General features: G+C 64.5%; 23 protein-coding genes. 17 read left to right on the forward strand and 6 right to left on the reverse strand.

The window, feature by feature from the left end:
* The first annotated feature begins 505 nt into the window (after positions 1-505).
* From ACUXH0_RS24200 to ACUXH0_RS24275, 16 genes are all read left to right on the forward strand, one after another.
* Complete coding sequence (locus ACUXH0_RS24200; RefSeq protein ID WP_004627381.1) at positions 506-685, forward strand: Flp family type IVb pilin; 180 nt, start codon at positions 506-508, stop codon at positions 683-685.
* Between the two features lie 9 nt (positions 686-694).
* Positions 695-1,246 (forward strand): A24 family peptidase, encoded by a 552-nt coding sequence (locus ACUXH0_RS24205; protein WP_012430290.1) that lies wholly within the window; start codon positions 695-697, stop codon positions 1,244-1,246.
* 64 nt (positions 1,247-1,310) lie between these two features.
* Positions 1,311-1,814 carry a TadE/TadG family type IV pilus assembly protein gene (locus tag ACUXH0_RS24210; RefSeq protein WP_004627374.1) on the forward strand — a complete coding sequence of 168 codons (504 nt, stop codon included), beginning with the start codon at positions 1,311-1,313 and terminating at the stop codon, positions 1,812-1,814.
* Positions 1,815-1,866: 52 nt separating this feature from the next.
* The gene (gene cpaB, locus ACUXH0_RS24215; protein WP_182594755.1) at positions 1,867-2,790 is read left to right on the forward strand and encodes a Flp pilus assembly protein CpaB; all 924 of its coding nucleotides are present in this window, start codon (positions 1,867-1,869) and stop codon (positions 2,788-2,790) included.
* The gene (locus tag ACUXH0_RS24220; protein WP_004627370.1) at positions 2,783-4,147 is read left to right on the forward strand and encodes a type II and III secretion system protein family protein; all 1,365 of its coding nucleotides are present in this window, start codon (positions 2,783-2,785) and stop codon (positions 4,145-4,147) included. The genes cpaB and ACUXH0_RS24220 overlap by 8 nt, the downstream gene beginning before the upstream one ends.
* 9 nt (positions 4,148-4,156) lie before the next feature.
* Positions 4,157-5,500, forward strand: a complete 1,344-nt coding sequence (locus ACUXH0_RS24225; protein WP_182594756.1) for a CpaE/TadZ family protein — start codon at positions 4,157-4,159, stop codon at positions 5,498-5,500.
* A complete protein-coding gene (locus tag ACUXH0_RS24230) occupies positions 5,497-6,852 on the forward strand; it encodes a TadA family conjugal transfer-associated ATPase (protein ID WP_004627366.1) in 1,356 nt (451 codons plus the stop codon). The genes ACUXH0_RS24225 and ACUXH0_RS24230 overlap by 4 nt, the downstream gene beginning before the upstream one ends.
* On the forward strand, positions 6,845-7,771 hold the full coding sequence (locus ACUXH0_RS24235) for a type II secretion system F family protein (RefSeq protein ID WP_004627364.1): 927 nt from the start codon (positions 6,845-6,847) through the stop codon (positions 7,769-7,771). Before ACUXH0_RS24230 ends, ACUXH0_RS24235 begins: the two co-directional genes overlap by 8 nt.
* A 9-nt stretch (positions 7,772-7,780) precedes the next feature.
* Positions 7,781-8,770 carry a type II secretion system F family protein gene (locus tag ACUXH0_RS24240; RefSeq protein WP_012430292.1) on the forward strand — a complete coding sequence of 330 codons (990 nt, stop codon included), beginning with the start codon at positions 7,781-7,783 and terminating at the stop codon, positions 8,768-8,770.
* 1 nt (position 8,771) lies between these two features.
* Entirely contained in the window at positions 8,772-9,695 is a 924-nt protein-coding gene (locus tag ACUXH0_RS24245; RefSeq protein ID WP_182594757.1) for a tetratricopeptide repeat protein, read from the forward strand.
* Entirely contained in the window at positions 9,692-10,021 is a 330-nt protein-coding gene (locus tag ACUXH0_RS24250) for a DUF3613 domain-containing protein (RefSeq protein ID WP_004627359.1), read from the forward strand. Before ACUXH0_RS24245 ends, ACUXH0_RS24250 begins: the two co-directional genes overlap by 4 nt.
* Positions 10,022-10,040: 19 nt before the next feature.
* Positions 10,041-11,771 (forward strand): TadG family pilus assembly protein, encoded by a 1,731-nt coding sequence (locus ACUXH0_RS24255; RefSeq protein ID WP_280818260.1) that lies wholly within the window; start codon positions 10,041-10,043, stop codon positions 11,769-11,771.
* 15 nt (positions 11,772-11,786) lie between these two features.
* Positions 11,787-13,202 (forward strand): sigma-54-dependent Fis family transcriptional regulator, encoded by a 1,416-nt coding sequence (locus ACUXH0_RS24260; RefSeq protein ID WP_004627357.1) that lies wholly within the window; start codon positions 11,787-11,789, stop codon positions 13,200-13,202.
* Positions 13,203-13,308: 106 nt separating this feature from the next.
* Complete coding sequence (locus ACUXH0_RS24265; RefSeq protein ID WP_182594758.1) at positions 13,309-14,091, forward strand: DUF2968 domain-containing protein; 783 nt, start codon at positions 13,309-13,311, stop codon at positions 14,089-14,091.
* A gap of 150 nt (positions 14,092-14,241) precedes the next feature.
* The gene (locus tag ACUXH0_RS24270; protein ID WP_012430296.1) at positions 14,242-17,481 is read left to right on the forward strand and encodes a bifunctional cytochrome P450/NADPH--P450 reductase; all 3,240 of its coding nucleotides are present in this window, start codon (positions 14,242-14,244) and stop codon (positions 17,479-17,481) included.
* Between the two features lie 168 nt (positions 17,482-17,649).
* Positions 17,650-17,940 carry a hypothetical protein gene (locus ACUXH0_RS24275; RefSeq protein WP_012430297.1) on the forward strand — a complete coding sequence of 97 codons (291 nt, stop codon included), beginning with the start codon at positions 17,650-17,652 and terminating at the stop codon, positions 17,938-17,940.
* Between the two features lie 52 nt (positions 17,941-17,992).
* On the opposite strand, the gene ACUXH0_RS24280 is transcribed toward ACUXH0_RS24275, so the two are convergent.
* From ACUXH0_RS24280 to ACUXH0_RS24290, 3 genes are all read right to left on the reverse strand, one after another.
* The gene (locus ACUXH0_RS24280; protein ID WP_012430298.1) at positions 17,993-19,147 is read right to left on the reverse strand and encodes a Gfo/Idh/MocA family protein; all 1,155 of its coding nucleotides are present in this window, start codon (positions 19,145-19,147) and stop codon (positions 17,993-17,995) included.
* 152 nt (positions 19,148-19,299) lie between these two features.
* On the reverse strand, positions 19,300-19,644 hold the full coding sequence (locus ACUXH0_RS24285; RefSeq protein ID WP_004627352.1) for an antibiotic biosynthesis monooxygenase family protein: 345 nt from the start codon (positions 19,642-19,644) through the stop codon (positions 19,300-19,302).
* Between the two features lie 48 nt (positions 19,645-19,692).
* On the reverse strand, positions 19,693-20,832 hold the full coding sequence (locus ACUXH0_RS24290; protein WP_012430299.1) for a cytochrome P450: 1,140 nt from the start codon (positions 20,830-20,832) through the stop codon (positions 19,693-19,695).
* A gap of 88 nt (positions 20,833-20,920) precedes the next feature.
* On the opposite strand from ACUXH0_RS24290, the gene ACUXH0_RS24295 reads away from it, so the two are divergent.
* The gene (locus tag ACUXH0_RS24295; RefSeq protein ID WP_012430300.1) at positions 20,921-21,637 is read left to right on the forward strand and encodes an ArsR/SmtB family transcription factor; all 717 of its coding nucleotides are present in this window, start codon (positions 20,921-20,923) and stop codon (positions 21,635-21,637) included.
* 16 nt (positions 21,638-21,653) lie between these two features.
* Here the strand turns inward: ACUXH0_RS24295 and speG are convergent, their stop codons facing one another.
* From speG to ACUXH0_RS24310, 3 genes are read right to left on the reverse strand one after another with little or no spacing between them, the layout of a single operon-like run.
* A complete protein-coding gene (gene speG / locus ACUXH0_RS24300; protein WP_004627346.1) occupies positions 21,654-22,196 on the reverse strand; it encodes a spermidine N1-acetyltransferase in 543 nt (180 codons plus the stop codon).
* A gap of 55 nt (positions 22,197-22,251) precedes the next feature.
* Positions 22,252-23,394 carry a PepSY-associated TM helix domain-containing protein gene (locus tag ACUXH0_RS24305; RefSeq protein WP_182594759.1) on the reverse strand — a complete coding sequence of 381 codons (1,143 nt, stop codon included), beginning with the start codon at positions 23,392-23,394 and terminating at the stop codon, positions 22,252-22,254.
* A 30-nt stretch (positions 23,395-23,424) separates the two neighbouring features.
* A complete protein-coding gene (locus ACUXH0_RS24310) occupies positions 23,425-25,545 on the reverse strand; it encodes a TonB-dependent receptor (protein ID WP_182594760.1) in 2,121 nt (706 codons plus the stop codon).
* Between the last annotated feature and the right edge of the window lie 258 nt (positions 25,546-25,803).

Here is a 25,803-nt window from a genome sequence, read left to right on the forward strand (position 1 = left end):
TACCTGACCCCGATGCAGTTTGCGCAGGGGCATGAGCAAGAGTTTTTAACCTCGGACTCTAACTGTGCTTCGTACTAAAACCGGGGGCAGGTCAAGGGATTTCCATTAGTTTTCAAGGGGTTGGTGTGTCATTAATAGAATTAAATAGAGACTTCACTCTAAATTAAGGTAAGTACCTTAATTGAGTTATTTTGTTTGCGGCGCCGCACGCCTATAAAGGCGTTACGGTGTGTTACGTGACATAGGTGACACGCCGGAAAAAATGGATATTCATGGGGGTAGGCGGCGATCATCGGGCGCGTTCGGGACACTGCGTTCGATGACATTCGAATTTCGTTCCATTAGTGGAACGACGCGGACGGCGAATCTTCTGCTGTTCGTGTCATCGCAGTAAATCCCCATGCGTTTTATCCGTGATTAGCAAATATGAACTGGCTAAGGTAGGAGCGCCGAAAGCTGGTCGAGATCAACACATCCGCGGGCGAGTGCAAACAGGAGAGAGATCATGAAAAACGCCATTCTGAAGTTCATCCGTGACGAACAAGGTGCCACTGCCGTCGAGTACGGCATGATCGCTGGTCTGATCGCAGCGGCCATCACGGTCATCGTGGGCAAGCTGGGTACGCAGCTCAACACCGTCTTCACCAATATCTGTACAGCCGTCAAGGGCGGGACCGCTTGCTAGAGCCAGGCGTTGCATAGCCACATCGATATTGCTGGCTGGGTAAGCGTCGCAGTTCTCGCAGTTCTTGCAATCGCATTGGACATCCGCTTACGGCGCGTGCCGAACTGGCTCGTCGCCGCGGGGGTAGTGCTGTCCATCGCTCTGATCAAGTTCGGCGGGGTACAAGACCTTGCCTATGACTGGCAGGACTTCTGGCTCGGCGGAGCGATTGCATTTGCCTGCTTTCTGCCGCTGTACACCCTCGGCTGGATGGGCGCCGGCGACGTGAAGTTCTTCACTGTCGTCGGCCTCCTGGCAGGCTGGCATGGCCTTGTGGCCGTATGGCTTGTCTCGAGCATGATTTCCGGCCTGCACGCGCTCGGCATCGTAGTGTTACGCCAGCTTGACGCGTCGTCTCCATCGGCCTGGATTGTGATGCGCGTGTGCCCGGCTATCGCTCGCTGGGATATCGCTCATGCAGGGCTTCGAGGCATCCCCTACGCCGCCTACATGGCGATCGGGTTGCTGAGTCTGCCATGGGTTCCCTCAGTGATGCGCATGCCTTGGCTGCCGGGCATGTAGTTCAGACAGTTGAGGCGTTGAAAAAGAGCCGCCAAGCGGCCTGCCTATAAGAAAGGAGTCGGCCATGCCGACATTGCAACGGGAACGGGAGGGTGCTCGCATGCACCCGGAAGTCCGCACGCATGCTGTCCGCCGCCCCCGGCGGCATGGCGGCCGCGGCGCAGCTTCAGTCGAATTCGCCATCGTCGTGCCGGTGCTGCTGGTGCTCATGCTTGGCGTCGTGTACTACGGCGTGATCCTCGCCATGCAGCAGGCGCTGACCCTGGCGGCGGAAGAGGGCGCACGCGCGGCGCTCCGCTATCAGCCTTCCAACACGCAGCGTGTGGCAGCCGCCTATGCGGCCGTGACGTCAGTACTCCCCACCTTCCTTACGGGGCGGGTCCAGACCAATCAGAGCAGCACCCCGCTGGTGAATTGCCAGAACGTGGCGGGCATGCAATGCCTGAGCGTGGTCCTGACATTGCCCGTGACCTCCGGCAACAACCCGCTGCTGCCCTCGATACCGCTGTTGCCCGCACCGGCTACGTTGACGGGCTCTGCCGTCGTGCAGCTTGTGCCCGGCTCCTGACGTTTTTCAGTTCGCTGACCTTCTCGATCGACCGCTCGGACACGCCGCCCAGATGACCAGCAAACACCTTCAGATCTTCGCCGCCGCGCTATTGCTGCTCGCCGCCATTCTTGGCGCCGTGGCATGGAAGTCGGCGCATCGCCCGCCGGCGCCCGTGGCCGAGCAGAAAGATGGCAAAGCGGTCTATCCCGTGGTCGTGACCACGAAACCGCTGGAGGCGGGCAAGCCCATCACCGCAGACCAGGTGGCCATCGAGCAACTGCCCATCAATCCGGCCGAAGCGTTTTCCGACGTCACGAAGGTCGTCGGGCGTGAACCTATTCTGCCGGTCGGCGTTGGTGTGCCGCTGATTGCGTCGCAACTTTCCTCCGGATTGGCGCAGCAGGTCGAGGCCGGTCAGCGCGCGGTTGCCATCAACGTGGACGAGGTGGTCGGCGTGGGCAATCGCGTCATGCCGGGCGATTACGTCGATGTGTTTCTCGTGATGCGTAAGGACGGTCAGGAGATCGAAGACAGCCAGGCGCGCCTGCTGCTGCCGCACCTGCGGGTCCTGGCGTTTGGCCCGCTGGCCATCAATGAAGGGCCGCAGAAGCAGCCCGAGAACAACGGGGTCACGCGCAAGGTCGATCAGGCCAAGACGGCCGTGCTGGCCGTGCCGGTGGAGGCTGTCAGCCAGCTGGCGATGGCACACCAGAGCGGTCGTCTGCTGCTGGCGCTGCGCAACCCAGGGGACGAAGCCGAACCGACCGTCAAACCGCAGGATGCCGCATTGCTGGCGGCCGCCAACCGCAACCCGATGGACGTCGCACAAGCCGGCGTGTCGATGGCCAGCCTGACGGGCTCGGCGCGCAGGCTGGTCGTTGTGCCGCCGCCGCTGCCGGCCATTGCCGCGGCCCGCACGACGGTGCGCAGCAGTACCGCCAGCACTGGTGTCGAGATCATCCGCGCAGGAAAACGTGAGGAGCAACATGACTGATGCCGCCATGGTTCGCGGTTGGATGGGCGGACTCGCGTTGGGCTGCGCCGCCTTCGTGTCGAGCGCATTCGCCGAGACGGCACCGACCGGCCAGACGCTTCATCTGCTGACGGGAAGCCAGCGCGAGATTCGCCTGGGCAAACCGCTCGAACGCATTGCCATCGGCAACCCCGAGATTGCCGATGCCCTGTTGCTCAAGGGGCGAGGTACGGCCACGAGCGTTTTGATCATCGCCAAGAAGCCGGGTGCGGCCAACGTGATGGTCTGGACGCAAGGCGGCGTTGCGACGACTTACAACGTGCAGGTGGACGCCGCGGCGCCTGTGCCGGGTGACCCGGCAGTGGTTGCACAGGGCGATACGGCGGTTGTTTCAGGTCAGCCCAAGGATGTTTACGCACTGGCCCGTGCGCGCCGTTCGGCCGCTGCAGCCAGCGGCGCAGAAAAACCTAAAGATGGCAACGTCATCGACACCACCTCGATGAACGTGCCAGGTACGGTGCAAGTCGACGTGCGGGTAGTGGAGTTCAGCAAGACGGTGCTCAAGGAGGCCGGGTTCACGTTTGGTCGTACGCGCGGCGGTTTCGATTTCCGGACATTTGCGCCGTCGTCGCTCTCCAAGGTCACGTTTGGCTCCAACGGTTTGTCTACCGAATCCACCATGCCGATCGGTTCGGCGTTCAACCTGCTGGTCTCCTCGGTCAGCAAGGGCCTCTTTGCCGACCTCAGTTTGCTGGAATCAAACGGCATGGCGCGTGTGCTGGCCGAGCCAAGCCTGGTTGCCCTGTCAGGCCAGAGCGCCAATTTCCTGGCCGGTGGCGAGATTCCGATTCCCGTGCCCCAAGCGCTGGGTACCACGACTATCGAATACAAGCCGTTCGGCATCGGGCTGACGGTGTCGCCCACCATTCTCTCGGAGAACCGCATCGCGCTGAAGGTGGCGCCTGAAGCGAGCGATCTGGATTTCAGCCGAGGCGTGACGCTCAACGGTGCGACGGTGCCGGCCATCGTCACGCGCCGTGCCGATACAACAGTTGAACTTGGCGATGGCGAGAGCTTTGTCATCGGCGGGCTGGTCAGCCGGTCCACGCTGTCCAACGTCGACAAAGTGCCGTTCCTGGGTGACGTGCCGATCATCGGGACGTTCTTCAAGCGCCTGAACTACAACCAGGAAGAGCGGGAACTGGTGATCATCGTCACGCCGCATCTGGTCAAGCCGATGGCACGCAATGCGCCGATCGACAAGATGCTGCCGGGACAAAGTAGCGGGCGGGATCGCGATACCGCGGGCGATCCCGTGTGGCGGCCGTTCGCGCTGGGGGTGGCAGATCCGGCCGCCATGCCTGGGTTCTCGAAGTAAGGGGCGGGCATGGACTATTTCCTTCTGCACGGCGGCGCACGTGGCGGTAAGCAAGGCGACGCACAGTCGGCAGGCGTACACCGCTGGCTGGCCGCGGCAATTCGCGAGTTGGGCGTGCTGGTGGCCGAAACCACTGGTCACGACGCGTTCATCGAGCAGATTGGCGCAGTGAACCCCGAGGTGGTGTTCGTGCGCTTTGCCTCGTCTCCCGCGCTGATCGACGTGCCAGATCAGGACCAGAAGCTGGGCGAGGGCGCCGACGCGATCAACGAGGCGACGCAACTGGTCGCGCAACTTGCGCGTCTGTTTCCGGGCTTGCCGCTGGTAGCGGTGGGCTCCGCTGCCGATGGCCGCGCGATGCTGGCCGCCTTGCGGGCAGGGGTAAAGGATTTCGTTGACGTGGACGGCGCGCCGGCCGAGGCTGTGCGCGTCGTGCGTCGACTGCTGGCGGACCGCGCATCGGCTGAGCCGACCCGCCGTGGCCGCGTGCTGGCCGTGTTGGGCGCGCGCCCCGGCGTGGGCGCCACCACGTTGGCCACCAATCTGGCCACGCTGGTGCGCCGCACGTCGGCCAGCGATGTGATGCTGCTCGACCTTGGCCAGCCGCTGCGTGATGGCGCCCTATACCTTAACGTGCAAGCCAACTTCCACTTTGTCGAAGCCGTGCGCAACCTGCGCCGCTTCGACCAGGTGTTTGTGCAGACCGCGCTGTCGCGTCATCCGAACGGGCTTGCGGTCCTGCCGTTGCCGATCTCGCTAGCCGAGATGCGCGACGTTTCGTTCTCCGAAGCGCTGGGTCTGCTCAACCGCTTGCGCACGTTCTTCGACCTGCAGGTCGTTGACCTGGGTGGCTTTGGCAACATCGACTTCATCGCACAGATCATCAAGGCCGCCGACGATGTGATGCTGGTCACCGAGCAAAGCGTGGGCGCCATCGTGTCGGCGGCTGAACTGATGCAGGAACTCAAGAAGCGCGAGATTGACCGTGACCACCTGCACCTGACCATTTCGAAGTTCGACGCACGCCTGTCGCTGGACGCAGCGCAGATCGCCGAGCGGCTGGAGATTCCTTCGGTGCTGACGGTACCGAATCGCCGTGAAGCCCTGGTCATTGCTTCCAACCAGGGCGCGATGCTCGCGGAAACGCACCCCACCGATGCCTATGTCCGCGCGCTTGCGCAGATTGCCCAGACACTCGGCTATGCCCAGCAGAGCGAGCGCGCGTCTGGCTTGTCGAACTGGGTGTCTGGCGTGAGTGCTCGACTGGGTGGGCGCTTTGGCGGACGCTCCAAACGCAAGTCGGCAGACGCCAATGAACTGGATATCGGTACTACCGAACGGAACGCGACATGACACAGCCCATCGAGTTCTCTAACCAGGCGGACGCCGGCAACGGCGCGTTTGCCGTTTCGCAGGCTTTCCAGGACATCAAGGAAGCCGCCCACGAACACCTGCTGACACGCATCGAAGAACTTGGCGCCGAGTTCGGCCGCTGGTCGCGCACGGCCATCCAGCGTTTTGTCGATCTGGAAGTGGAAGGCTTCACGCGGATGCGCCGCATTCCCGTCAACGAGACGGAGATCCGGCAGATTGCCGAGGCGCTGACCAAGGAGTTGGCTGGCTTCGGGCCCATCGAAGATCTGCTGGCCGATCCGGCGGTGGAAGACATTCTCGTCAACGGCCACCTGGACGTGTACGTGTCGCGCCACGGCATTCTGGAGCGCATTCCGGTGCGCTTTGCCGACAACAACCACCTGCTGCGCATCGTGCGCCGCATCCTTGCGCCCATCGGCCGGCGGCTGGACGAATCCAACCCGATGGTCGATGCGCGCTTGCCGGACGGCGGCCGCATCAACGTGGTGATTCCGCCGCTGGCGCTGGAAGGGCCGGTCGTGTCGATCCGCAAGTTCCGGAAAGATCCGCTCAAGCCTGAAGACCTGCTTGGCCTGGGCACGATGAGCGAAGAGATCGGGGCGCTGATCGATTCTGCTGTGCGCGCGCGCTGCAACATCCTGGTAAGCGGTGGCACCAGCTCCGGCAAGACGTCGCTGCTCAACGCAATGGCGTATCACATTCCGACGACCGAGCGCGTGATCACCATTGAAGACACGGCAGAGCTGTCGCTCAATCACCCGCACGTGGTGCGTCTGGAAAGCCGGCCGGGCGGCTTCGAGGGCACGGGCGTCGTCACGATTCGGGAACTGCTGCGCAACAGCCTGCGCATGCGGCCCGACCGCATCATCGTGGGCGAAGTGCGCGGCGGTGAAGTCCTGGAAATGCTGCAAGCCATGAGCACCGGCCACGATGGCTCGATGGGCACCATCCACGCCAGCAGCCCGCGCGAATGCCTCTACCGACTGGAAATGCTGGCGGGCTTTGCCGGCTTCCAGGGCAGTGAGGTGAGCCTGCGCCGGCAGATCACCAACGCCATTGATTTCATCGTGCAGATCGGGCGGCTATCCAACGGCAAGCGTCGCATCCTGTCGATTACGGAAGTCACCGGGCTCGGGGACAACATCATCTCGACGCAGGAGCTGTACCGCTACGAGCCCTATGTCGGCCCAGACGGCGAAGAGGTCGACCGCTGGACGGCGCTTGGCCTGCAGCCGCATTCGCCCAAGCTGGCCCGCATGCGCAACAGCGAAGGCGGCGGGATGGATGGCGGCATGACTGGATTTGGCGGCGGAGGCCGTTTCCATGTCTAGCATGACGCTCTGGTTCGGTTGCCTCGCGCTGCTGCTGATGGGCGCATCGCTCATGCTGTGGGCGGAGGCCGTACGCCGTCGCGAGCGCGAGGCATCGCGCAGCTTTGTGCGTGCGCAGACCGAGCAGATCAACGCGCGTTATCAACCGAATGTGGAGCCCGTGCCGGCAAGCGTGCCCGACTCGTTGAATCGCGCCTGGCAGGATGCACTGCGCCGCGCAGATATCGAGCCGAGCCGGCGCTTCTACGTGCTGCTGATTGGCCCCGCGCTCATGATTACGCTCGCCGTCTGGGCGGTGTCGAGCATGTTGTCTGCCCTGACGGCCCTCGCTCTGTACGTCGTGATCGTTGCTTTCCTGTTCTGGAACCGGACCCGAAAGATGAACGAGCGCCTGCTGCAGCAATTGCCGGGCTTTCTCGATGGCGTGGTGCGGCTGATGAGCATCGGCAGCGCGGTGCCCGCGGCGTTTCAGGCGGCCAGCGCCAACACCGAACAGCCGCTGCGCAACTGCCTGACTGCCATCACGCAGATGCAGCGCGCCGGCAAGGACCTCGACGCCGCGGTGCTGACCGTCGGCCGGCAGTATCGCGTGAACGAATTGATCCTGCTGTCGTCGGTGCTGCGCCTTGCGTTGCGCTACGGCGGGCGGGCCGACATCGTGATGGAGCGCACGGCTGCATTCATGCGCGACCGGCAGCAAGCCCAGCGCGAGCTGTTTGCGCTGTCGGCAGAGACGCGGTTATCCGCATGGATCATCGGGCTGCTGCCCGTCGTGGTGGGCGGTGTCATCATCATGTTCAACGCGGCGTACATCATGTCGATGTGGCGCGATCCGTTCGGCAAGACGTTGATTCTTACGGCCTTCGGTATGGAAGTGCTGGGTGCAGTCATGCTGGCCAGGCTGGCGAAATCGGTCTGAGGAGAACGCATGGACGATACCCTGATCACCCTCAGCTTGACCGCAGCGGCCGCGGGCGTGCTGGTATTCGGTGGGCTCGCGCTGCGTGCAACGCTCACGCGACATCGCAGCGCACGCAAGCTCGATACGGCGCTGTCCGACATGCGCGCGACGGCGGCCAATCCGGCCGCGCCCGCAGCGTCGCCGGTTGTGCCGCCCGCCGCCAGACCGCGCCCGCATGGCTCGCGTGAAGCCCAGCAGCTCCAGCAGCAGATCGCCAAGGTGGGGCAGCGCTGGATCGACACAGGCCTGGGCCGCCGCATCGTGACTGAGGAAGACCGCAAGCTGCTCGAAGAATGCGGTTACTACGGTGAACACGCCAGAACGGTCTTTGGCGGCACCCGTATCTTGCTGCCCCCGCTGCTTGCCGTATTCGGCGCATTGCATGCGTCATCGGCCCTGTTTGTGTTCGTGTTCGGCTTTGTCGGCTTTGCGCTGGGCTACCTTGCGCCGAAGTGGCTGCTCGGGCGTCGGAAGGAAAGCCGCCGGCGCCGTATGGATGATGAGCTGCCGGTCATGGTCGACATGCTGCGGCTGCTGCAGGGCGTCGGCTTGTCGATTGACCAGAGTCTGCAGGTGATTGCCAACGAATTCCACGGCATGCTGCCTGTGCTGGCGGGTGAATTTGGCCGCGCCAACCAGCAGTTCGCCTCGGGCCGCTCCCGCGAGCAGACGCTGTTGCGCATCGCGCGCCTGTTCGACAACGAAGACCTGAAGGGCCTGATCACGCTGCTTACCCAGGTGGATCGCTTCGGCGGCGCAGTGCAGGAGCCGCTGCGGCAGTTCGGCGGGCGTCTGCAGGAGAACCGCCGCGCGCGGCTGAAGGAGCGTGTGGGCAAGCTGACCGTGCAGATGACGATGATCATGGTCATGACGCTATTGCCCGCGCTGTTGATCATCACCGCGGGGCCGGGGTTCATGGGCGTCATGCGCAGCCTGCAACAAACCGGGGGACATTGAGATGACACGCTTCCCAAACGCCGTGCGCGCCGCCCTGGCCAGTATGACTACGCTGACCGTCATGCTGGCTGGCTGCGGCTCGATGGCCGCGTCCGACATGAGCCTGCGTGCCGATGCCGACATCGAGATGGCACGTCAGCGCCAGAGCCAGGAGAAGTCTGAGATCACCAGTCCGGCGACGTATCTTTCGTTGATCCGCAAGATGCAGGAGCAGGGCCTGTACTACGCATCGCTTGCGCATATCGATGCCTACCAGCAACGCTATGGCCGTGCACCCGAGATCATGCTGCTGCGTGCGGACGCACTGCGCGAAACCGATCAGCTTGCCGCTGCCGATGCCGAATACCGTGCGGTGGTGGGAGCAACGTCCGCCATGGGCGCAGGCACGCAAGGCGGATTGCTCAATGCCGCCGCATGGCGCGGTCTGGGCATCATTGCGGGGCGCCAGGGCAACTTTACCGAGGCGGCTCGTCGGCTGCAGGTGGCAGCGCAGGCCAATCCTACCGACGCCAGCACAGCCAGCGATCTGGGCTACGCGCTGATGCGTGCCGGCGAGGTCGAACAAGCCCGCGTGCCGCTGATGCAGGCGCAGCAGATGGCCGCTTCCAGCCCGAAGATCGCCGGCAACCTGGTGATCTGGTTGACCGTGAATGACCGCAAGGACGATGCTGCGTCGCTCGCGTCGCACGCCCAGCTGACGGCATCCGCGCGCAAGGCCATTGACGAAGACGTGGCGCGCGTGCGGGGCGCTTGGCGCGATCGGCGTATCGGTCGCGACGCGGCGGCGGCTGCCACCCGTGCGGTGGCGCTCAGCCCATCTGCCGCAGGCGTAGCCGGGACGGCCACGCCCGCTATCACGACCCAATCCCGTCCGCTGGCATTGCAGCGCGGCCGCTTGCTTGACACCTTGGAGACCGCGCAATGATCCCCCGCATTCTGATGGCTGCCGGTATGGCGGTATGGCTGATGAGCAACCCGGCTGGCGCGCAAGGCTTTTCGGGCGGCAATCCGCAGAACGCTACGCAAGCCGCGCCCAACGTGGGTAGCAACATGGGCGATGCCACTCGCGCCTTGCTCAAGGCGCAACGCGATGGGACGTATGCGGGCGAGTTCGTCCCGTTGCGTGGGGAGCAGGCCGCGCTGGCGTATCAGCGCTACCTTGATTCGTTCAGTCGACCGATGCCTGGCCTCTCGCAGACGGCTCCAAGTGCGAAGTCGACAAGCTCGAGTCAAGCCACTACCGCACGTTGACCCTTCACAGAACGCCGCTGTGACACGAGCCACCCCCCGCCTTCGTCGATCCGCTAAGCTCCGCCGCCGCCTGCGCGGCGCGGTGAGCGTGATGACGGCCACCTTTATCGCCACGGTTGGTCTGGCGGTGCTGGTGTCGATCGACATCGGCAACCTGTTCTATACGCAGCGCGCGTTGCAGCGTTCCGCCGACCTCGCAGCCATGGCGGCCGCACAGCGGCTGGATTTGCCTGCCGCCGCACAGCAGGCGGTGATACAGAACGGGCTGACGGTGGATGGCACCAACGTCACGCTGGCCGTCGTGCCGGGCGTATGGGATGCCAGTGCGGGGACTGCTCCGACGTACTTCACCGCGCAAGCCGCAGTGGATGGAAATACGAACGCCGCGCAGGTGACGATCACGCAGAACGTGCCGTATTTCTTCATGGTCGGTCAGCGGAGGTTGCAGGCGACTGCGATTGCGAAGAACACGTCCATCGTGGCGTTCTCCCTGGGGTCCGGGTTGGCTTCTGTCGATAACGGACTGCTGAACCAGCTGCTCGGATATTTGCTTCACACGAATCTGAATATCGATGCTGTTTCCTATCAGGGGCTGGCCACAACCAACATCCGGCTCGCCGATCTTGCCGTGGCGCTGGGGGCGGGGTCGATGCAGCAATTGCTTTCGCTGTCACCCAGCCTCGGGAGCCTTTTCAATGCCGTCATCTCAGTGGCATCGCAGTCAGGGCTGGCTGGGGTGTCGGTGGGTGGGGCAGGCGCCAGCAATGCGTTGTCATTTGGCAGCGATCTGAATGTGCCGATCAATATTGGCGATGGTGGAGCCTCTTCGCCGGGCTTGCTGCAGGTGCTGGCGCTGGCCGGTAATGAACAGGCTGCGCTCAATGCCACCGTCAACGTGCTCGATCTTCTGACAACGGCTGCGCAGATTGCGAATAGTCAGTCGGCTGTGAATGTGGCGCCTGTGAAGCTAAATCTGCTGGGTCTCGGCGCGGTCACGTTGTCGTTGAAGATCATTGAGCCACCGGCGATTGCTGTTGGGCCGCCGGGGCAATTTTTGTCGGGTCCGAGCGCCGGGCAATGGAAGACCCAGGCGCGGACGGCTCAGGTGCGTTTGGGCGTGGGGGTGCTGGTTGGCGCGCCGGGGGTCCTTGCTGTGAGTGTGCCTATTGGCCTGCAAGTCGCGGCAGCGCAAGCCCATGCGAAGTCAAATAGCTGCACTGTTCCTCGTGCCAGCTCATCAGCCACGATTTCCGCACAGCCCCAGCCCGTGTCGATATGTATCGCGACCGATGCAGATAAGGCGGTCAATGGTTCAATGGATTGCGCAAGCGCATCTCCCGCGGGTTTGGTTGATTTGGGGCCCCTCGGGGCCGTGAGTATTAAAGCCAACGTGTCGCCAATCGCAAACTCCAATTGGGGCGACGAAACCATTGCCGCAACGCAGATCGGCCTGAATCCTCAAACGGATACCAGCGGTAAGTCTCCGCCACGCGTTGCGACGCAGGCCGTCTTCAGTTCCATCTTGAACAGCAATCTGAATCAGCTCCAACTAACGGTGACTCTCCCGCTCGGAGGAACCGTTCAATTGGGTTCTGATCTTGCACCCGTCATAGCGCCGGTGTTGGCGTTGGTCGGGACGACCCTGGATGCCGTTCTCAGCCCACTGCTCGGGGTTCTCGGCATCCAACTCGGCTACGCCGACATCAAACTCCTCTCGCTCGACTGCGACGCCGTCGAGCTGGTTTACTGACATGGAAGCGACGACATGAAAACCGATCGCTGGGCGTACGAAACGCTTGAGATTTTTGTCTGGGAAGGCCGTCACGACATTGCCGATCGTGTGGCGCGGTTCATGGCGCCGTTCGGGGCAGAGGTGATCCGCGCGGGCGGCATCGACTTTCAGCCGGCCGAGCCTCGGCTCAAGCCCGCGGTGGCGGTGATCAGCGCCTCGGTGGTGGAAAGCGGCGGCTTTACGGTGCTCGACTGGCAGGCCGCGCAAGGCATGCCGGTAATCTGGGTGGCCTCGGACGCGCAGCATGATTCGAGCCGCTTCCCGCCCGAATACACGCACGTGCTCGGGCCGGACTTTGGCGCGACTGAACTGCGCGCGCAGATCAGCAAGGTCTTGCCGTCGATGTCGTCGGCGCAGGCCCAGGCGCAGGATCAGAGCGACCTCGTGGCGGCGTCGCCGGCCATGCACGGGCTGCTGGAGCAGGTCGATACCTTTGCCGATTGCGACAGCAACGTCATGCTTTACGGCGAAACCGGCGCCGGCAAGGAACGTATTGCGCGCTTGCTGCATGACAAGAACAGTGTCTATGGCAAGGGCCCGTTCGTGGCGGTCAACTGTGGCGCGATTCCCGACGGGCTGTTCGAATCCCAATTTTTTGGCCATGCCAAGGGCGCGTTCACGGGCGCCATGTATGCGCACCGCGGCTACTTTGAACAAGCGAACGGCGGCACGCTGTTTCTCGACGAGCTGGGCGATCTGCCGCTGTATCAGCAGGTGAAGCTGTTGCGCGTGCTGGAAGACAGCGAATGCACGCGGCTGGGCTCGACGGTGCCGGTCAAGCTGGATTTCCGCCTGGTGGCCGCTACCAACAAGAATCTGCGCGAGATGGTCGCCACGGGCAAATTCCGCGCCGATCTGTACTTCCGCCTGGCGGTGATCGAGCTGCGCATCCCGAGCCTGGAGCAGCGCGGCGCGGATGACAAGATCGCGCTGCTGCTTTCCTTCCTGCGGCATTTGCTGGGCGACAAAACGTTTGATGCCATGCCGCCGGTGCCCGAATGGGTGCGGGCATCGGTCGGGCGGGCCTACTTTGCCGGCAATGTGCGCGAACTGCGCAACCTGGCCGAGCGCATCGGCATCACCCTGCGCCAGTTCGGCCGCTGGGACGAGGCCCGCATCCTGCCGCTGTTTGCCGGCCTGCAGCGCGATGCGTTCGAGCGCGAGGCGGGAAATGGTGGCAATGGCGGGTATGGCGATCGCGGTGGGGGTGGAAGTGGTGGCAATGGCGGCGAAGAAGAGCGCCGCCGTATCCTCGCGGCGCTGGACGCCAACAACTGGCGCCGCCAGGACACCGCCGCCACACTCGGCATCAGCCGTAAGGTTTTGTGGGAAAAGATGCGCAAATACCAGATCGCCGACGGCGAAACCGAGCTTCGCGAGCTGGAGTGACGCCATACAACACCCTACTCTGCGGCGGGCGCCCGATGCGCCACTCGGGTGGCGGATCGCGTATAGTTTTTGGCTGCAACACCTGCGCAGAATCCACAGGGTCGAGATGAGAACAAAAAAACAATCAGGGAAAGCGTCGCACCAGGCGTTTCAGAGGGGATTGGCCATCGCGGCCGCCATCGCAGTCGTGGCTGGTACGGCCGCCTGCACATCGGCCGTGGCGCAGAGCCCGGCCGTTCCGCCCACTGCTATTGCACCGATTGCTGCCGCCGCGCCTGTGCCGGCGTTGACTGCCACGGTTGGCCAGCCGGCTGCGACGGCACCCGCTGCGCCAGCCACGCCCGGCGCCGCCCGCGCCGAGCGTCCAGCCCCGACCAGCGCCGTCTTCGAACTGCAACAGCGCATGCAGGCGCACGAACTGTCAGAGCTGCGTACCACCTATAACGGGGCCTACGGCGCCAGCCTGCTATTTGCCCAGAGTGACCTGACGTACTACGTCACGCTGTTCCAGCAGAAAGACCTCTGGCGCGTCATCAAGACCACCAATGAAGCCTCTGCCGAACGCCTGTACAGCGACTTCGCCAAGCAGACCCGCACGATGGCGGATCTCGAGTTGCAGCGCATCCGCCTGGAAGCCCAGAAGGAGCGTTCCGAGCGCCAGATTGCCGCGCAACAGGAAAAGCTTCGTGGCCTGAAGACCGACCTGGATATCCAACGTCAGCAGCAGGCCCAGGCCCAGGAACGACAGAAGGTCGCCCGCACGGAAGCCGAGACGCTGGATATCGAACGCCGTGCCGCCCGCGCCCGCGTCGACGAATTGCAGCGTCAGATCCGCGAACTCGAAGCCCAGGTCAACGCGCCGTTCAATTCACAGCCGCGCCGTCGCTGATCCAGCGCTTCACATCGTCCCCAGATCGGGCGGCCTGCGGGTCGCCCGATTCACTTTTAGGGGCCTGCATTCAAACATGGCGACTTTGTTTGATGCGGGGCGCAGCGGCGCGTACATTGGCGGACAACCCATTTTCGCAGTCGACCGCGCATGCGCTCCGCCTCCGAGTTGCCCGCCAATGCCTCGCCCGCTGCGGCGGAGCCCATCCCGCAGCCCAAAGGCTTGCCGTGGCTGGGCAACCTGCTGCAACTCCCTAAAGACCGCCTGGCCCAGACGCTTCTGGAAACCAGCCGGCAGTTTCCCCAAGGCCTCTACCAGCTCGACTTTGCCGGGCGGCGCGTGCCGTTCGTCTATTCCGCCGATCTGGTGGCTGAACTCTGCGACGAAACGCGCTTTCGCAAGCTGATCGGCCCGCCGCTGTCGTTCCTGCGGGCGGGAGCGGGCGATGGCCTCTTCACGGCGCATCAGGACGAGCCCAACTGGGGCAAGGCGCATCGCATTCTGCTGCCGGCCTTCAGCCAGCGTGCGATGAAGGGCTACTTCGACGTGATGCTCGACGTGGCCAATGCGCTGGCCGACAAATGGGCGCGCCAGGGGCCAGACGCCGATATCCCCGTGGCCGACGACATGACGCGGCTCACGCTCGACACCATCTCGCTGGCGGGTTTTGGATACCGCTTCGATTCGTTCAACACGCCCGAGCTGCATCCGTTCCTGGCGGCCATGGTGGGTGTGCTGTCCGAAGCCATGGGCAAGCTCACGCGCCTGCCGCTCAAAGACCGCTTCATGCGCGAGCACCATCGGCGGTTCGAGCACGACGTGGCCGCCATGCATCAACTGGTGGACGAGGTGATCCGCGCGCGCCGTCAGGCAAAAGATGGCGGCATCGGCGCGAGCGACTTGCTGGGGCTGATGCTCAACGCGCGCGATCCGCTATCAGACCAGCCGCTGGATGACACCAACATCCGCTTCCAGGTCATCACTTTCCTGATCGCCGGGCATGAAACCACGAGCGGCCTGCTGACCTTTGCGCTGTACATGCTGCTGCGCCATCCAGCCGTGCTGGCGCAGGCGTATGCCGAGGTTGACCGCGTGCTGCCGGGCGATACCGTGCCGCAGTATGCGCACCTCGCGCAGTTGGATGTGATCGAGCGCGTGTTGAAGGAAACGCTGCGCCTCTGGCCGACCGCCCCCAGCTTTGGCGTGGCGCCCTACGAAGACACGCGCATTGGCGGCCGCTACGCCATCCGCAAGGACCAGCGCGTGGTGACCGTGCTGCTGGCGCTGCATCGCGATCCGGCGGTGTGGGATCGCCCCGAAGCCTTCGATATCGACCGCTTCCTGCCAGAGAACGAAGCGAAGCTCCACCCGCACGCCTACAAGCCCTTCGGCAATGGCGAGCGCGCCTGCATCGGCCGCCAGTTTGCGCTGACCGAAGCCAAACTGGCGCTTGCGGTGATCCTGCAGCGCTTCGCGCTGTCCGACCCTTACGATTACGGCTTCCACATCAAGGAAACACTGACGCTCAAACCGGACGGTTTCCGCCTGCGCGCGCGGCTGCGCCATGCACGGGAGCGGTTGTCGGTCGCCACGCCTTCGCGCACCGAGGCCGTCACGCAAGACGATGCCGAAGGGGCGCTTGCGGGGGGCGGGGAACCGATGCACGTGCTGTACGGCGGCAGCCTTGGCACCTGCCAGGACATCGCCGAGCAGCTTGCCGCCACCGCATCGCGCGCCGGGTTCGACGCCAAGGTGGCGCCGCTCGACACCATTGCCGACGCGCTGCCGCAGCGGGGCACGCTCGTTGTGGTGGCCGCCACCTACAACGGCCGTGCACCGGACAGCGCCCGCACACTTGAGGCGCGGCTGGATGCCGCCGATGCGCTCACCCGGCAGGCAACCGGATTGCGCTATGCCGTCCTTGGCTGCGGCAACTCGCAATGGCCTGCGTTCCAGGCGTTTCCAAAGCGGGTGGAAGCGATGCTCGCGGCAGCCGGCGCGCACGCCATCGTGCCGCGCGGTGAGGCGGACGGAAATGCCGGTTTCGATGCTGCCGTCGACGCCTGGACGCGCAGCCTTTGGAGCGCCCTGGGCGCCCGCCAGACACATGCCGACGGCCCGTCCGTCCGCGTCGACTACGTTGCGCCTGATGCGCTCCGCGCCGCCATGCTGCCGCCCGCCGCACGGGCGATGACGGTGCTCGCCAATGAAGAACTCGTCAGCGACGCCACCGGCCTGTGGGATTTCACGCGGGAGGCGCCGCGCGGCCCGACGCGTCATCTCACGGTGCAGTTGCCCGACGACGTGACCTACGCCACGGGAGACCACCTCGCTGTCTACCCACGCAATGCCGACGACCGTGTCGACGCAGCCATCGCGCGGCTTGCGCTGGAGGCCGATGCGCTCGTCACCCTGACCGCGCGCCATGCGCACGTGCGCCACCTGCCGCTCAACCAGCCGGTGTCCGTGCGTCAGTTGTTGCGTGATTTCGTCGAGCTGCAGGACACCGCCACCGTGCGCGACATCACCGCGCTGCACGCGGCCACGCGCTGTCCGTTCACGCGAGGCCAACTTGCCGTCTGGCTGGAAGGCGACGATGCGGCCGAGCGCTTCGACCAGGACATTCAAGCCCCGCACGTGAGCGTGCTCGATCTGCTGATCCGCTTGCCTGCAATTGAGTTGACCCTGGAAGCATTCCTCGCGCGGCTTGGGCCGATGCGCCCGCGTTTCTATTCCATCGCGTCGTCGGCGCGTGTGTCGCCCGGCGTGGCCGCGCTAACGGTGGGCACGGTGTCAGGGCCGGCTTGGTCCGGGGTGGGTACGTATCGCGGGACGGCATCGAACTACCTGATGACGTTGCGTGCAGGCGCGGAGATCGCTGCCGCCGTCCGCACGCCCAACCCGCCGTTCGCACCGGACGTAGACGCCCATAAGCCGATGGTGCTGATCGGCGCCGGTACAGGCATCGCGCCGTTCCGTGGATTCCTGGAAGAACGCGCCGCGCAGCAGGCGGCAGGTGAGGCGGTGGCGACGTCGTTGCTCTGCTTCGGCTGTCGCCACCCCGAGCACGACTTTCTCTACCGCGACACCTTGCGTGCGTGGGAAGACGCAGGTTTGGTGCGCGTCTTTCCCGCGTATTCCTGCGTGGCCGAGCATCCGCATCGCTTCGTGCAGCATGCCCTGTGGGATGCGCGCGAAGCCGTGTGGGCGGCGTTCGATGCAGGCGCGACCTTGTACGTGTGCGGCGACGGTCGTGCGATGGCGCCAGCGGTGCGCGACACGCTGATCCGCATGCACCAGGCGCGCTACGGTAGCGACCTGGCGACCGCGTCCGGCTGGTTGACGGCGCAGATGCAATCTGGCCGCTACCGTCAGGACGTCTTCAACTGAAGCGCCGCGAGCGGTCGTTGGTGTAGCGGCACTGCCGTATCGACTGCCCGCTTGAGCGGCGGCCCGGGTGCCCCATGTTACGATTTATCCTTCGGAGCACCGCGCTTTTGGCCCAGCGACGCACTGTCAGACGCGTCCGGCGCAGCGGCTCTGCGAGGAGAAATGAGAATGTGGCGCCGAATCAAAGCGTCCTGGATGGCGATCTTTCTGGTCACCCTGTTGGGTGCCGGGTACTTGTGGATGTACCGTTTTGAGCCGCTGCTCTCCGGTGAGGCGGGCAGCGATGTGTTTGTGTGGGACCGCTGGACGCACCGCGTCTGTGCGCTGACCGACAACGGTGAAGCTACGGAATGGCGTTGCGATAACGCCATGGAAACCGACGGCTCCAGCAGCAACACCAACTCGGACGTCTCGATCCGGAAGCGCATGCGCGACGCCGTGCAACGCATCAAGCTGTAAATCGTGAATCCCACGCCCGCCGTTCGTCGCGGGCGTTTTTTCTCCCTGGTGTCTATCCCTTGCTGGGTTCAGCCGCGTCCACCAGTTCCGGTGCGGGCACGGGTGGCAGCTTGCGCACCTGCGCAGTCTCCATGCGGCCCTGACGCTGGAACGGCCCAAGGTTCTGCGGCTGTCCTGATTCCAGCGCGCGCTCAATGGCGGCCAGGACGCGCACGTCGGCCAAGCCTTCTTCGCCGTTGGGTTCAGGTTCCCGGTTGTTGAGGATGCAGTCGGAGAAGTACTGCAGCTCGCCGCCAAACTGGTCGGTCGCGTCGAACGCCTGTTCGTGCGTCTTGCCGTCGATCGTGGCGCGGTACTTCAGGCCCACGCCAAACATGAAGCCGGGCGAGACCTCCAGATCCCCCTTGGTCCCCAGGATGCGGTACTGGTCGATGTTCGCGCCGCTGTAGCTGACCACGAACTGTGCGACGCGGTGGTCGGCAAAGCGCAGCGTCACGCTGACAGTGTCATCGAAGTTGAAGGGCAGATCCGGGTCCCGAACCCCACAGGCCGACACCTCTACCGGCTCTTCGCCAAAGAGGTTGCGCACCGCGTTGATGGGATAGACGCCCATGTCGGACACCGGCCCGGCCCAATAGCCGTGGCTGGCGCGGTGGTTGGACGGCGCCACCGATTGGCTGAACATGGCCGAGAACGCTCGAATGCGGCCAAGTTTGCCTGCGCGCACGAGTTCGATGGCGGCCAGTGTGGCCGGCTCGAAATGCAGGCGGTAGGCGATCATCAATTTTGCATTGCCGTTGCGGGCCGCTTCGATCATCGCTTCGCAATCGGCCTCGCTGGTGGCCATGGGCTTTTCAAGGAGGACGTGGATGCCGCGCTGCAGGGCCGGAAGGGCGTACTGCCGATGCATGTCGTTTGGCAGCGCGAGGTAGATTGCGTCGATATCGCCAGCGGCGAGCAACTGGTCGTAATCGGCATAGCCGTGAACGTGCTCGATGCCGTAGCGGTCGGCCAGTACGGTGGCCTTGGCCTCATCGCCGGTGACCAGCGCAGTGACGACGGAATTGCCGCTTTGCGCCACGCCCGGCAGAAATGCGGCCTGGGAAATCCACCCGGCGCCGACCACGGCATAACGCACCGGGCTCTGAACGGTGCGGGCGGGAGCGACTTGCGGCTCACGTTCAGCCTCATGAGAAGCGGTATTCATGACAATTCCTTTGCAATCGTTGCGCACGGCAGCATGCCGAGGCCGTGGTGCGGCGTGCTCGGCCGTGCGGGTTCTGACTGATTAAGCAAAGGTAATGCCCGGGGGGCGAAAAAGGCGTCACATCCGGCCCGGCGACGTGCCTTGCCCTGCGCTCAGGCGTGCTCGGCGCGGCTGTCGGTGGGGGCTTCGTCGCGCTCGGTCATGCCGTAGTCGCGCACCACGTGGGCGATGCGCAGGCGGTAGTCCGCAAACGCGTGGTCGCGGCCGACGTGCTGCGCGCCGCGGTGCTGCTCCATGTTGCGCCAGGCCTTGACGGCCTCTTCATCGCGAAAGAACGACAGCGAGAGCATCTTGTCCGGGTTCGTGATGCTCTGGAAACGCTCCACCGAGATGAAGCCGTCGACCTGCTCGAGCAGCGGTTTCAGCCGTGCGGCCAGGTTGAGGTAGGTGTCGCGCTGGCCCGGTGCGGGCTCGACTTCAAAGATGACGGCGATCATGGCAAGTCTCCTGTGGGGCGTTTTCGTGATGTCTTCGTTGGTGCAACTTCAAGCTTGAAAGCGGGGAATGCGCGCATTGGGCGAGGGGCGGTATGCCACCTCGCCGAGCCCGGCGAGCCACCGGTCGACATCCGGCAGGCTCAGCAGATGCCGCACCGTTTCGCGCGCGATGGCGGTGGCCAATGCATCGGCGGGGCAGCGGTGCGTGCCGCCGCCGAACGTCCACAGGCGCGGCGCTGTGCGGTCGCTGTCGAAGCGTAGTGGGTCCGGGTTCGTTGTGCCATCCACGTTGGCGGCGGCCAGCACGACCAAGACCTTGTCGCCGGCGCGCAGCGGCTGGCCGAGCAGCGCGATATCGTGCGCGACGAAGCGGCGCGTGTTCTGCACCGGCGCATCGCGGCGCAGGACTTCACGCACAAAAGGCTCGATGGCGAGCGGCTGCGCGCGCAGCCGGGCAGTCAACCCGGCGTGCCGCGATAGCGCAACGATGCAGTTGCCGAGCAGCCCGGCGCAGGCGTCGTAGGTTTGCGCGAGCAGGGCGGCGAGATTGGCGATGTCGGCGTCGCTGTCATCGTCACCGCCAGCGAACGGCGAGTCGGCAAAGCGCTGCTGCAAGCGGCCAACGGCGGCGTCGGCCTGCGCGACGACCCCTGCGCTGGCCCCCGGCCCCAACGCGGCCAGATAGGCGGCAATGTCGGCCTGGCAGGCAGGCGCATCGGCGTGATCGCCCAGCAGCGTTTGCGCCATCGTGGCGAGCGGCACGCGAAAGTGGGCATCGGCATCCAGCGCGGCATCTAGGCTCGCTGCGTCGGGCAGCGCAGTGCGGGCATGCCGCAGCGCCTGGCCGGCCAGCGCAGACACATCCAACCGGCCCAGCGCGGCCATCACCTTGGCCTTGCGCGTGCTGTGATCTGGCCCGTCGATCTGGCGCACGAGGCGGCCGAAGAATGCGCCCGTGGGCGTTGCAGCTACGGCCTTGGGCACGGGTTCATCGGCGGGGCGCACGCGGCAGGCCCTGCTGCCGAGCACGGCATCTACAGCCTCGGCGCTGGCGGCCACCCACCAGCCGAGGGTGGCGTCGAAGAAGAACGGGCGCGTGGCGGCAAGTTCGGCGTAGTAGGGTGCGGGATCGGCATGCACGATGGCTTGCAGCACGTCGGCGGGCGGGGCGGTGTCGAGGGCGGTCATCAGCGTGGGGCGCGGGAGTAAGATGGCTCCTATTGTCTGGACTGGTCGCCCGCCTGTCACGCGCCAACAGTTTGGTCTCCATCGAACCATGACCGCATCTTCCCCAGCCACCGCATCGACAACCCAGCCGGACATCGGCCGTGTGGCTGCCACCATTGGCGACCCCACCCGCATCCGCATGCTGCTGCTGTTGATGGAAGGCCGCTCGCTCACCGCCAAGGAACTCGCCTACGGCGCCGGTGTGGAGCCGGCCACGGCCAGCGCGCACTTGCGCCGGCTCGAGGCCGATGCGCTCATCACCTCGTTGTCGAGCGGACGCTACAAGTACTTCGGGCTGCGCTCTCCGGCGGTGGCGGAGATGATCGAATCGCTGCTGGTGGTCGCGCCTGAAAAACCTGCCGACCCGCGGCGCTCAGTCGTGCCTGAAAACCTGCGTGCGGCACGCCTGTGCTATGACCACCTGGCCGGGCAGCTCGGCACCGAGGTGTCGGAGAAACTCCTGTCGCGCGGCTGGCTGACGCAGCTCGATGCAACCCACGGCGCCTACGACGTTACGCCCGAGGGCGAGCAGGCGCTGGCCGCCATCGGCGTCGATGTGAATGCGCTGCGCAACGGCCGACGCCGCTTTGCTTACGGCTGCATGGACTGGAGCGAGCGTCGCCCGCATCTGGCAGGCGCGCTCGGGGCCGCCGTGGCGGAGCGCTGCATCGCATTGGGATGGCTGGCGCGGCAGAAGCACTCGCGCGCACTGAGCATGACCGAAGCCGGACAGCGCGAATTGCACGCGTGGCTGCACACGGCTTAGGTTCTCCCGCCTGGCGTCAGTTGGCGTTGCGGATCGTCTTCACGTAGTCGCGCTGGAACACGCACATGCGCAAGGCGTTGTGATACGCGCCGTTGCTGAAGAACTCCTCGATCAGCTCGCCTTCGCGCTGGAAGCCGCATTTCTCGTATACGTGGATCGCGCGTTCGTTCACCACGTCGACGACCAAGTACAGCTTGTGCAGATTCAGCACCATGAATGCATAGTCGACGGCCAGTCGCGTCGCGGTTGACGCATAGCCGTGACCCTGCCAGCCGGGCGCGATGATGATCTGGAATTCGCCGCGGCGGTGGATGTAGTTCAGCTCCATCAATTCGACCAGACCCACGGCTTCGCCGGCATTGTTCTCGCAGATGAAGCGGCGCTCGCGCTGATCGTGCACGTGGCGGTCGTAGAGTTGCGAGAGTTCGGTGAAGGTTTCGTACGGTTCTTCGAACCAGTAACGCATGATCTTCGCGTCGTTGTTCAGCTCGTGCACGAAACGCAGGTCATTGCGCTCGAGCGGGCGCAGGCAAAGGTCGCGGGATTTTTCGATCACCATGGTGTTGTCCTTGTTGTGTTGAGGCGCCCGACATCGCGTCGACGTCCCTACGTTGTCAGCAAGGACGTGTCGCTGCGGATGCGTGTTTGCGCTGCGGTTGCGCGCGTCGGCGCCGATCCAGATACAGCCACCACCCTGTTGCTGCAAATACCGGCAGCATTAATGCTCCGATCAACACTAGCACGACGCCGATCGGGCCGAAATAGCGTCCATTGTGAAGCGGCAACATGCCTGCCAGCAGGCGTTGCATTGGCGGCTTTGCAGCGAAGGATTCGTTGCGCAGGACGGCGCCGGTAGCAGCGTCCAGCGTCAATCGGTTGAAGGCGCGGTCGTGCGGAGCATCGGCCGGCAGCCAGTTGATATCGACCTGGCCCGAGCGGGCATCGTCGATACGGAGGGTGGCCGTTCCATAGTTCGACGCGTTGTCGCGGAAAGCGTTCCACGTGCGCTCAATTGCCGCATCTTCGAGCGGTTTTCGCGGGACTTCCACCGGTTTTGCCTTGGAGACAACCGGCATGCCGGCCAAGCGCTGCAGGCCATCGCGGTACCAGTCATATGCCCAATACAGCCCGCTGAAGGCGGCCAGCAGATACAGCGGCAACACCAGCGTACCGATGACGGTGTGCACGTCCCACCATCGGATGCGGCCCGCACGGCTCCATCGGATGACAAGCCAGCTTCGCCAGTTCGTGACGCGACGCGGCCAACGCAGGTACAAGCCCGACAGCGCCATCACGACGAGCCCCACCGTGCTGGCCCCCACGATCTGCTTGCCGATCTCATCAGCAAGCAGCGTTCGATGCAGCAGCTTGACGGTGGCAAAGAAGCGCTGCGCGCGCGCCTCCGGCAGCAACGTGCCGGTGGTGGCATCGACGTAGCGCAGCTCTCCGCGGCTGCTGCCGCCGTGTTTGCCGGGCGGCCACGCATACCAGACGCGCCACGGCTGGGTGGGGTCGGACGCAGCGGTGATGAAGGTGACGGGGCGGTCCGGCATGGCAGCGCGCGCCTGCGCCGCCACTTGCGGCAGCGTCGGCGCGGGTCCGCTGCGCGCGGGCAGGGTGAGCACGCCGGGATTGAGCGCGCGCAGCAGTTCGTCTTCGTACGCCATCAGCGCGCCGGTGGCGCCAACGACGGCCAGCACCACACTGGCCGACAACCCGATCAGCCAGTGCAAGCGGAACAGCACCCGTCGCAGCATCGCCCGTTCGCCCGTTCGCCTGTTCGACGCTTACATCTTGTAGCGCACGCCCAGCAGCGCCATGCGCGGGGCACCGGGCATGTTGTAGTTCTCGGCGGCGCCGTGAGCCGACACGTAGTACGCGCGGTTGAACAGGTTCTGCAGGTTCAGCGTGACATCAAGGTGCTTGCTGCGATAACCGGCACCCAGGTCGACGGTCATGTAGCCGGGCAGCGTCGTCAGGTTGTACTGCGATGCGTAACGCGCACCTTCCGCACGCACGCCGCCGGCCACGTAGAAGCCGTTCGGCAGGTCGTGCTTCAGCCATACCGAGCCGCTGTGCCGCGGCGTCAGCGACGGCTGGTTGCCGTTGACCGCCACGCCACCGCTGCGGTCGTTCGGGTTTTCCAGGCGACCGTTCAGATAGGCATAGCTCGCCATCAGCGACCAGGTTTTCACGATCTCGCCAGTGAACGACAACTCCAGGCCGCGCGTGCGCTGGGTGCCGATGGGCACGCCCAGCAGCGTGACCGGATCCGCCGCCGTCAGGTTGGTCTGCTTCATGTCGAACAGCGCGGCCGTGACACTCGCGCCGGCCGAGAGGTCGTACTTGGCGCCGATCTCGTAGTTCGTGGTCGATTGCGGAGCCAGTGCGCCGCTGTTCGGGAAGAACGTGAAGCTATCGGCCAGCGGCTGGAACGAGCGGCTGTACGACGCGTACAGCGAGAGCGGCTCGACCGGGTGATACACAACGCCGAAGCGCGGGCTGACCGGCTTGTCCGTGCGTGACAGATCGACATTGCGCGGGGTCAGGTCGTCGCGGCTCTGCTTGAGGATTTCGTAGCGCAGGCCGGCGAGCACCGTCCATTGCGGCGAAAACTTGATCAAGTCCTGCACGTACGCCGCATACGTCTCGTTGTGCGAGAGGCCGTAGTTGGTCGGCACCGCGTTGCCGGGTACGGTCGGCAACACTTGCAGCGTCGGGTTGAACAGGTTGTAGGTCGTGCTGCCCGGCGCGGCGGCCACACGGTCGCTCTTGTCCTGGGAGCCCAGCTCGATGCCGTACAGCAGCGTGTGTTGGATGCCCCAGGTCTCGGCCTTCTGCGTCAGCTCGTTCTGCCACAGCGTGCCGCGGTCGCTGCGGTTGCGCTGGTTGACGGCAAGCGTGACGGTTGGGATTGGCCCATCGGTGACGCGGCTGACTGTCGTGTAGTTGTTGCGGCCCAGCGAGTATTCGTAATTGCGCACCACGCTGTGGAACGACCATTTGTCGTTGAAGCGGTGGTCCAGCGTGCCGGTCACGCTCTTGACGGTGGACTCCACATTGCCGGCGCCCGCATCGGCCGAGCCATAGCGCGTGCCGATGGGCACATCCACGGGGCGGCCGTGGTACGACGGCACGCCCTGGTCAGCGATGCGCTTGTCGTGCAGGTAATCGAACTGCACGGTCAGTTTGGTATCGGGCGCCAGGTTGAACAGGAACGACGGCGAGATCGCCTGGCGGCGCAGGAAGTAGTCGTTGCGGAAACCACCCGAATCTTCAACCGCGCCGGTAATGCGCGCGCGGATGGCGTCGTCGTTGATGGACGTGTTCAGGTCGAACTCGGCGCGTTTCTGGCGCTCCGTGCCGACCACCACGCCCACCTCGGCCAGTGGCGTGGCCAGCGGTTTCTTGGTCACGCGATTGATGATGCCGCCGGACGAACCGCGCCCATACAGCACGGCCGCCGGGCCCTTCAACACTTCAATGTGGTCGATGTTGGACAGGTCGCGGAAGTAGAGCGAATCATCGCGCAGGCCGTCGACGTATTGGTCATTGATCGACGAGAAACCGCGAATGGTCACCTGATCGCGCTGCGCATCGCCCAGCGAGGCCGACACGCCCGGCACGTTGCGCAGCGTGTCATTGATCGACAGCGCGCCCTGATCCTGGATCACCGCACGCGGCACGACGTTCACCGATTGCGGAATCTCGCGCAGCGGCACGGGAATCTTCGTGGCTGTGTTGGCGATGGGCGTGTCGTAGCTCGTGCTGCTGCGCGCACCCTTGACCGTGGAAGTCGGCAACGTGCCAGCGTCGGCTGCAGCAACGGTGTCGGCGGCACTTGCCACTTGAGCAAAGGGCAGCGTTCCAAGGACGGCCAGAGACAGGCACAAACGTTTCGGCGGCATTGCAGTTCCCGTAAAGTAAAAAGTGGAGCGCGACTCCCTCCCCCGAGGTTGGCGCCTTCAGAATGTGAAGGCGCAGATAATAATGAGAACAATTCCTATTTACAAGAAAGTAAAGGCGTATTTTTGACAATGGCAACGTTTGTTAGGCGGGAATAGGGCAATTTTTCCATGTCCTGCCCCGAAATTCTGGGCACCAAGTTGCGCCGTCATCGTCTTATTCGCTTGTTTTCTGCCATTTTTTTACATGCCGCATTCATC

Source organism: Ralstonia sp. 110700041-2, assembly GCF_056280165.1.

Coding starts and splice junctions, on each gene's coding strand:
- ACUXH0_RS24200 (WP_004627381.1), top strand. CDS start 506: ATGAAAAACGCCATTCTGAAGTTCATCCGTGACGAACAAGGTGCCACT.
- ACUXH0_RS24210 (WP_004627374.1), top strand. CDS start 1,311: ATGCCGACATTGCAACGGGAACGGGAGGGTGCTCGCATGCACCCGGAA.
- cpaB (WP_182594755.1), top strand. CDS start 1,867: ATGACCAGCAAACACCTTCAGATCTTCGCCGCCGCGCTATTGCTGCTC.
- ACUXH0_RS24220 (WP_004627370.1), top strand. CDS start 2,783: ATGACTGATGCCGCCATGGTTCGCGGTTGGATGGGCGGACTCGCGTTG.
- ACUXH0_RS24225 (WP_182594756.1), top strand. CDS start 4,157: ATGGACTATTTCCTTCTGCACGGCGGCGCACGTGGCGGTAAGCAAGGC.
- ACUXH0_RS24230 (WP_004627366.1), top strand. CDS start 5,497: ATGACACAGCCCATCGAGTTCTCTAACCAGGCGGACGCCGGCAACGGC.
- ACUXH0_RS24235 (WP_004627364.1), top strand. CDS start 6,845: ATGTCTAGCATGACGCTCTGGTTCGGTTGCCTCGCGCTGCTGCTGATG.
- ACUXH0_RS24240 (WP_012430292.1), top strand. CDS start 7,781: ATGGACGATACCCTGATCACCCTCAGCTTGACCGCAGCGGCCGCGGGC.
- ACUXH0_RS24245 (WP_182594757.1), top strand. CDS start 8,772: ATGACACGCTTCCCAAACGCCGTGCGCGCCGCCCTGGCCAGTATGACT.
- ACUXH0_RS24250 (WP_004627359.1), top strand. CDS start 9,692: ATGATCCCCCGCATTCTGATGGCTGCCGGTATGGCGGTATGGCTGATG.
- ACUXH0_RS24260 (WP_004627357.1), top strand. CDS start 11,787: ATGAAAACCGATCGCTGGGCGTACGAAACGCTTGAGATTTTTGTCTGG.
- ACUXH0_RS24265 (WP_182594758.1), top strand. CDS start 13,309: ATGAGAACAAAAAAACAATCAGGGAAAGCGTCGCACCAGGCGTTTCAG.
- ACUXH0_RS24270 (WP_012430296.1), top strand. CDS start 14,242: ATGCGCTCCGCCTCCGAGTTGCCCGCCAATGCCTCGCCCGCTGCGGCG.
- ACUXH0_RS24275 (WP_012430297.1), top strand. CDS start 17,650: ATGTGGCGCCGAATCAAAGCGTCCTGGATGGCGATCTTTCTGGTCACC.
- ACUXH0_RS24280 (WP_012430298.1), bottom strand. CDS start 19,147: ATGAATACCGCTTCTCATGAGGCTGAACGTGAGCCGCAAGTCGCTCCC.
- ACUXH0_RS24285 (WP_004627352.1), bottom strand. CDS start 19,644: ATGATCGCCGTCATCTTTGAAGTCGAGCCCGCACCGGGCCAGCGCGAC.
- ACUXH0_RS24290 (WP_012430299.1), bottom strand. CDS start 20,832: ATGACCGCCCTCGACACCGCCCCGCCCGCCGACGTGCTGCAAGCCATC.
- ACUXH0_RS24295 (WP_012430300.1), top strand. CDS start 20,921: ATGACCGCATCTTCCCCAGCCACCGCATCGACAACCCAGCCGGACATC.
- speG (WP_004627346.1), bottom strand. CDS start 22,196: ATGGTGATCGAAAAATCCCGCGACCTTTGCCTGCGCCCGCTCGAGCGC.
- ACUXH0_RS24305 (WP_182594759.1), bottom strand. CDS start 23,394: ATGCTGCGACGGGTGCTGTTCCGCTTGCACTGGCTGATCGGGTTGTCG.
- ACUXH0_RS24310 (WP_182594760.1), bottom strand. CDS start 25,545: ATGCCGCCGAAACGTTTGTGCCTGTCTCTGGCCGTCCTTGGAACGCTG.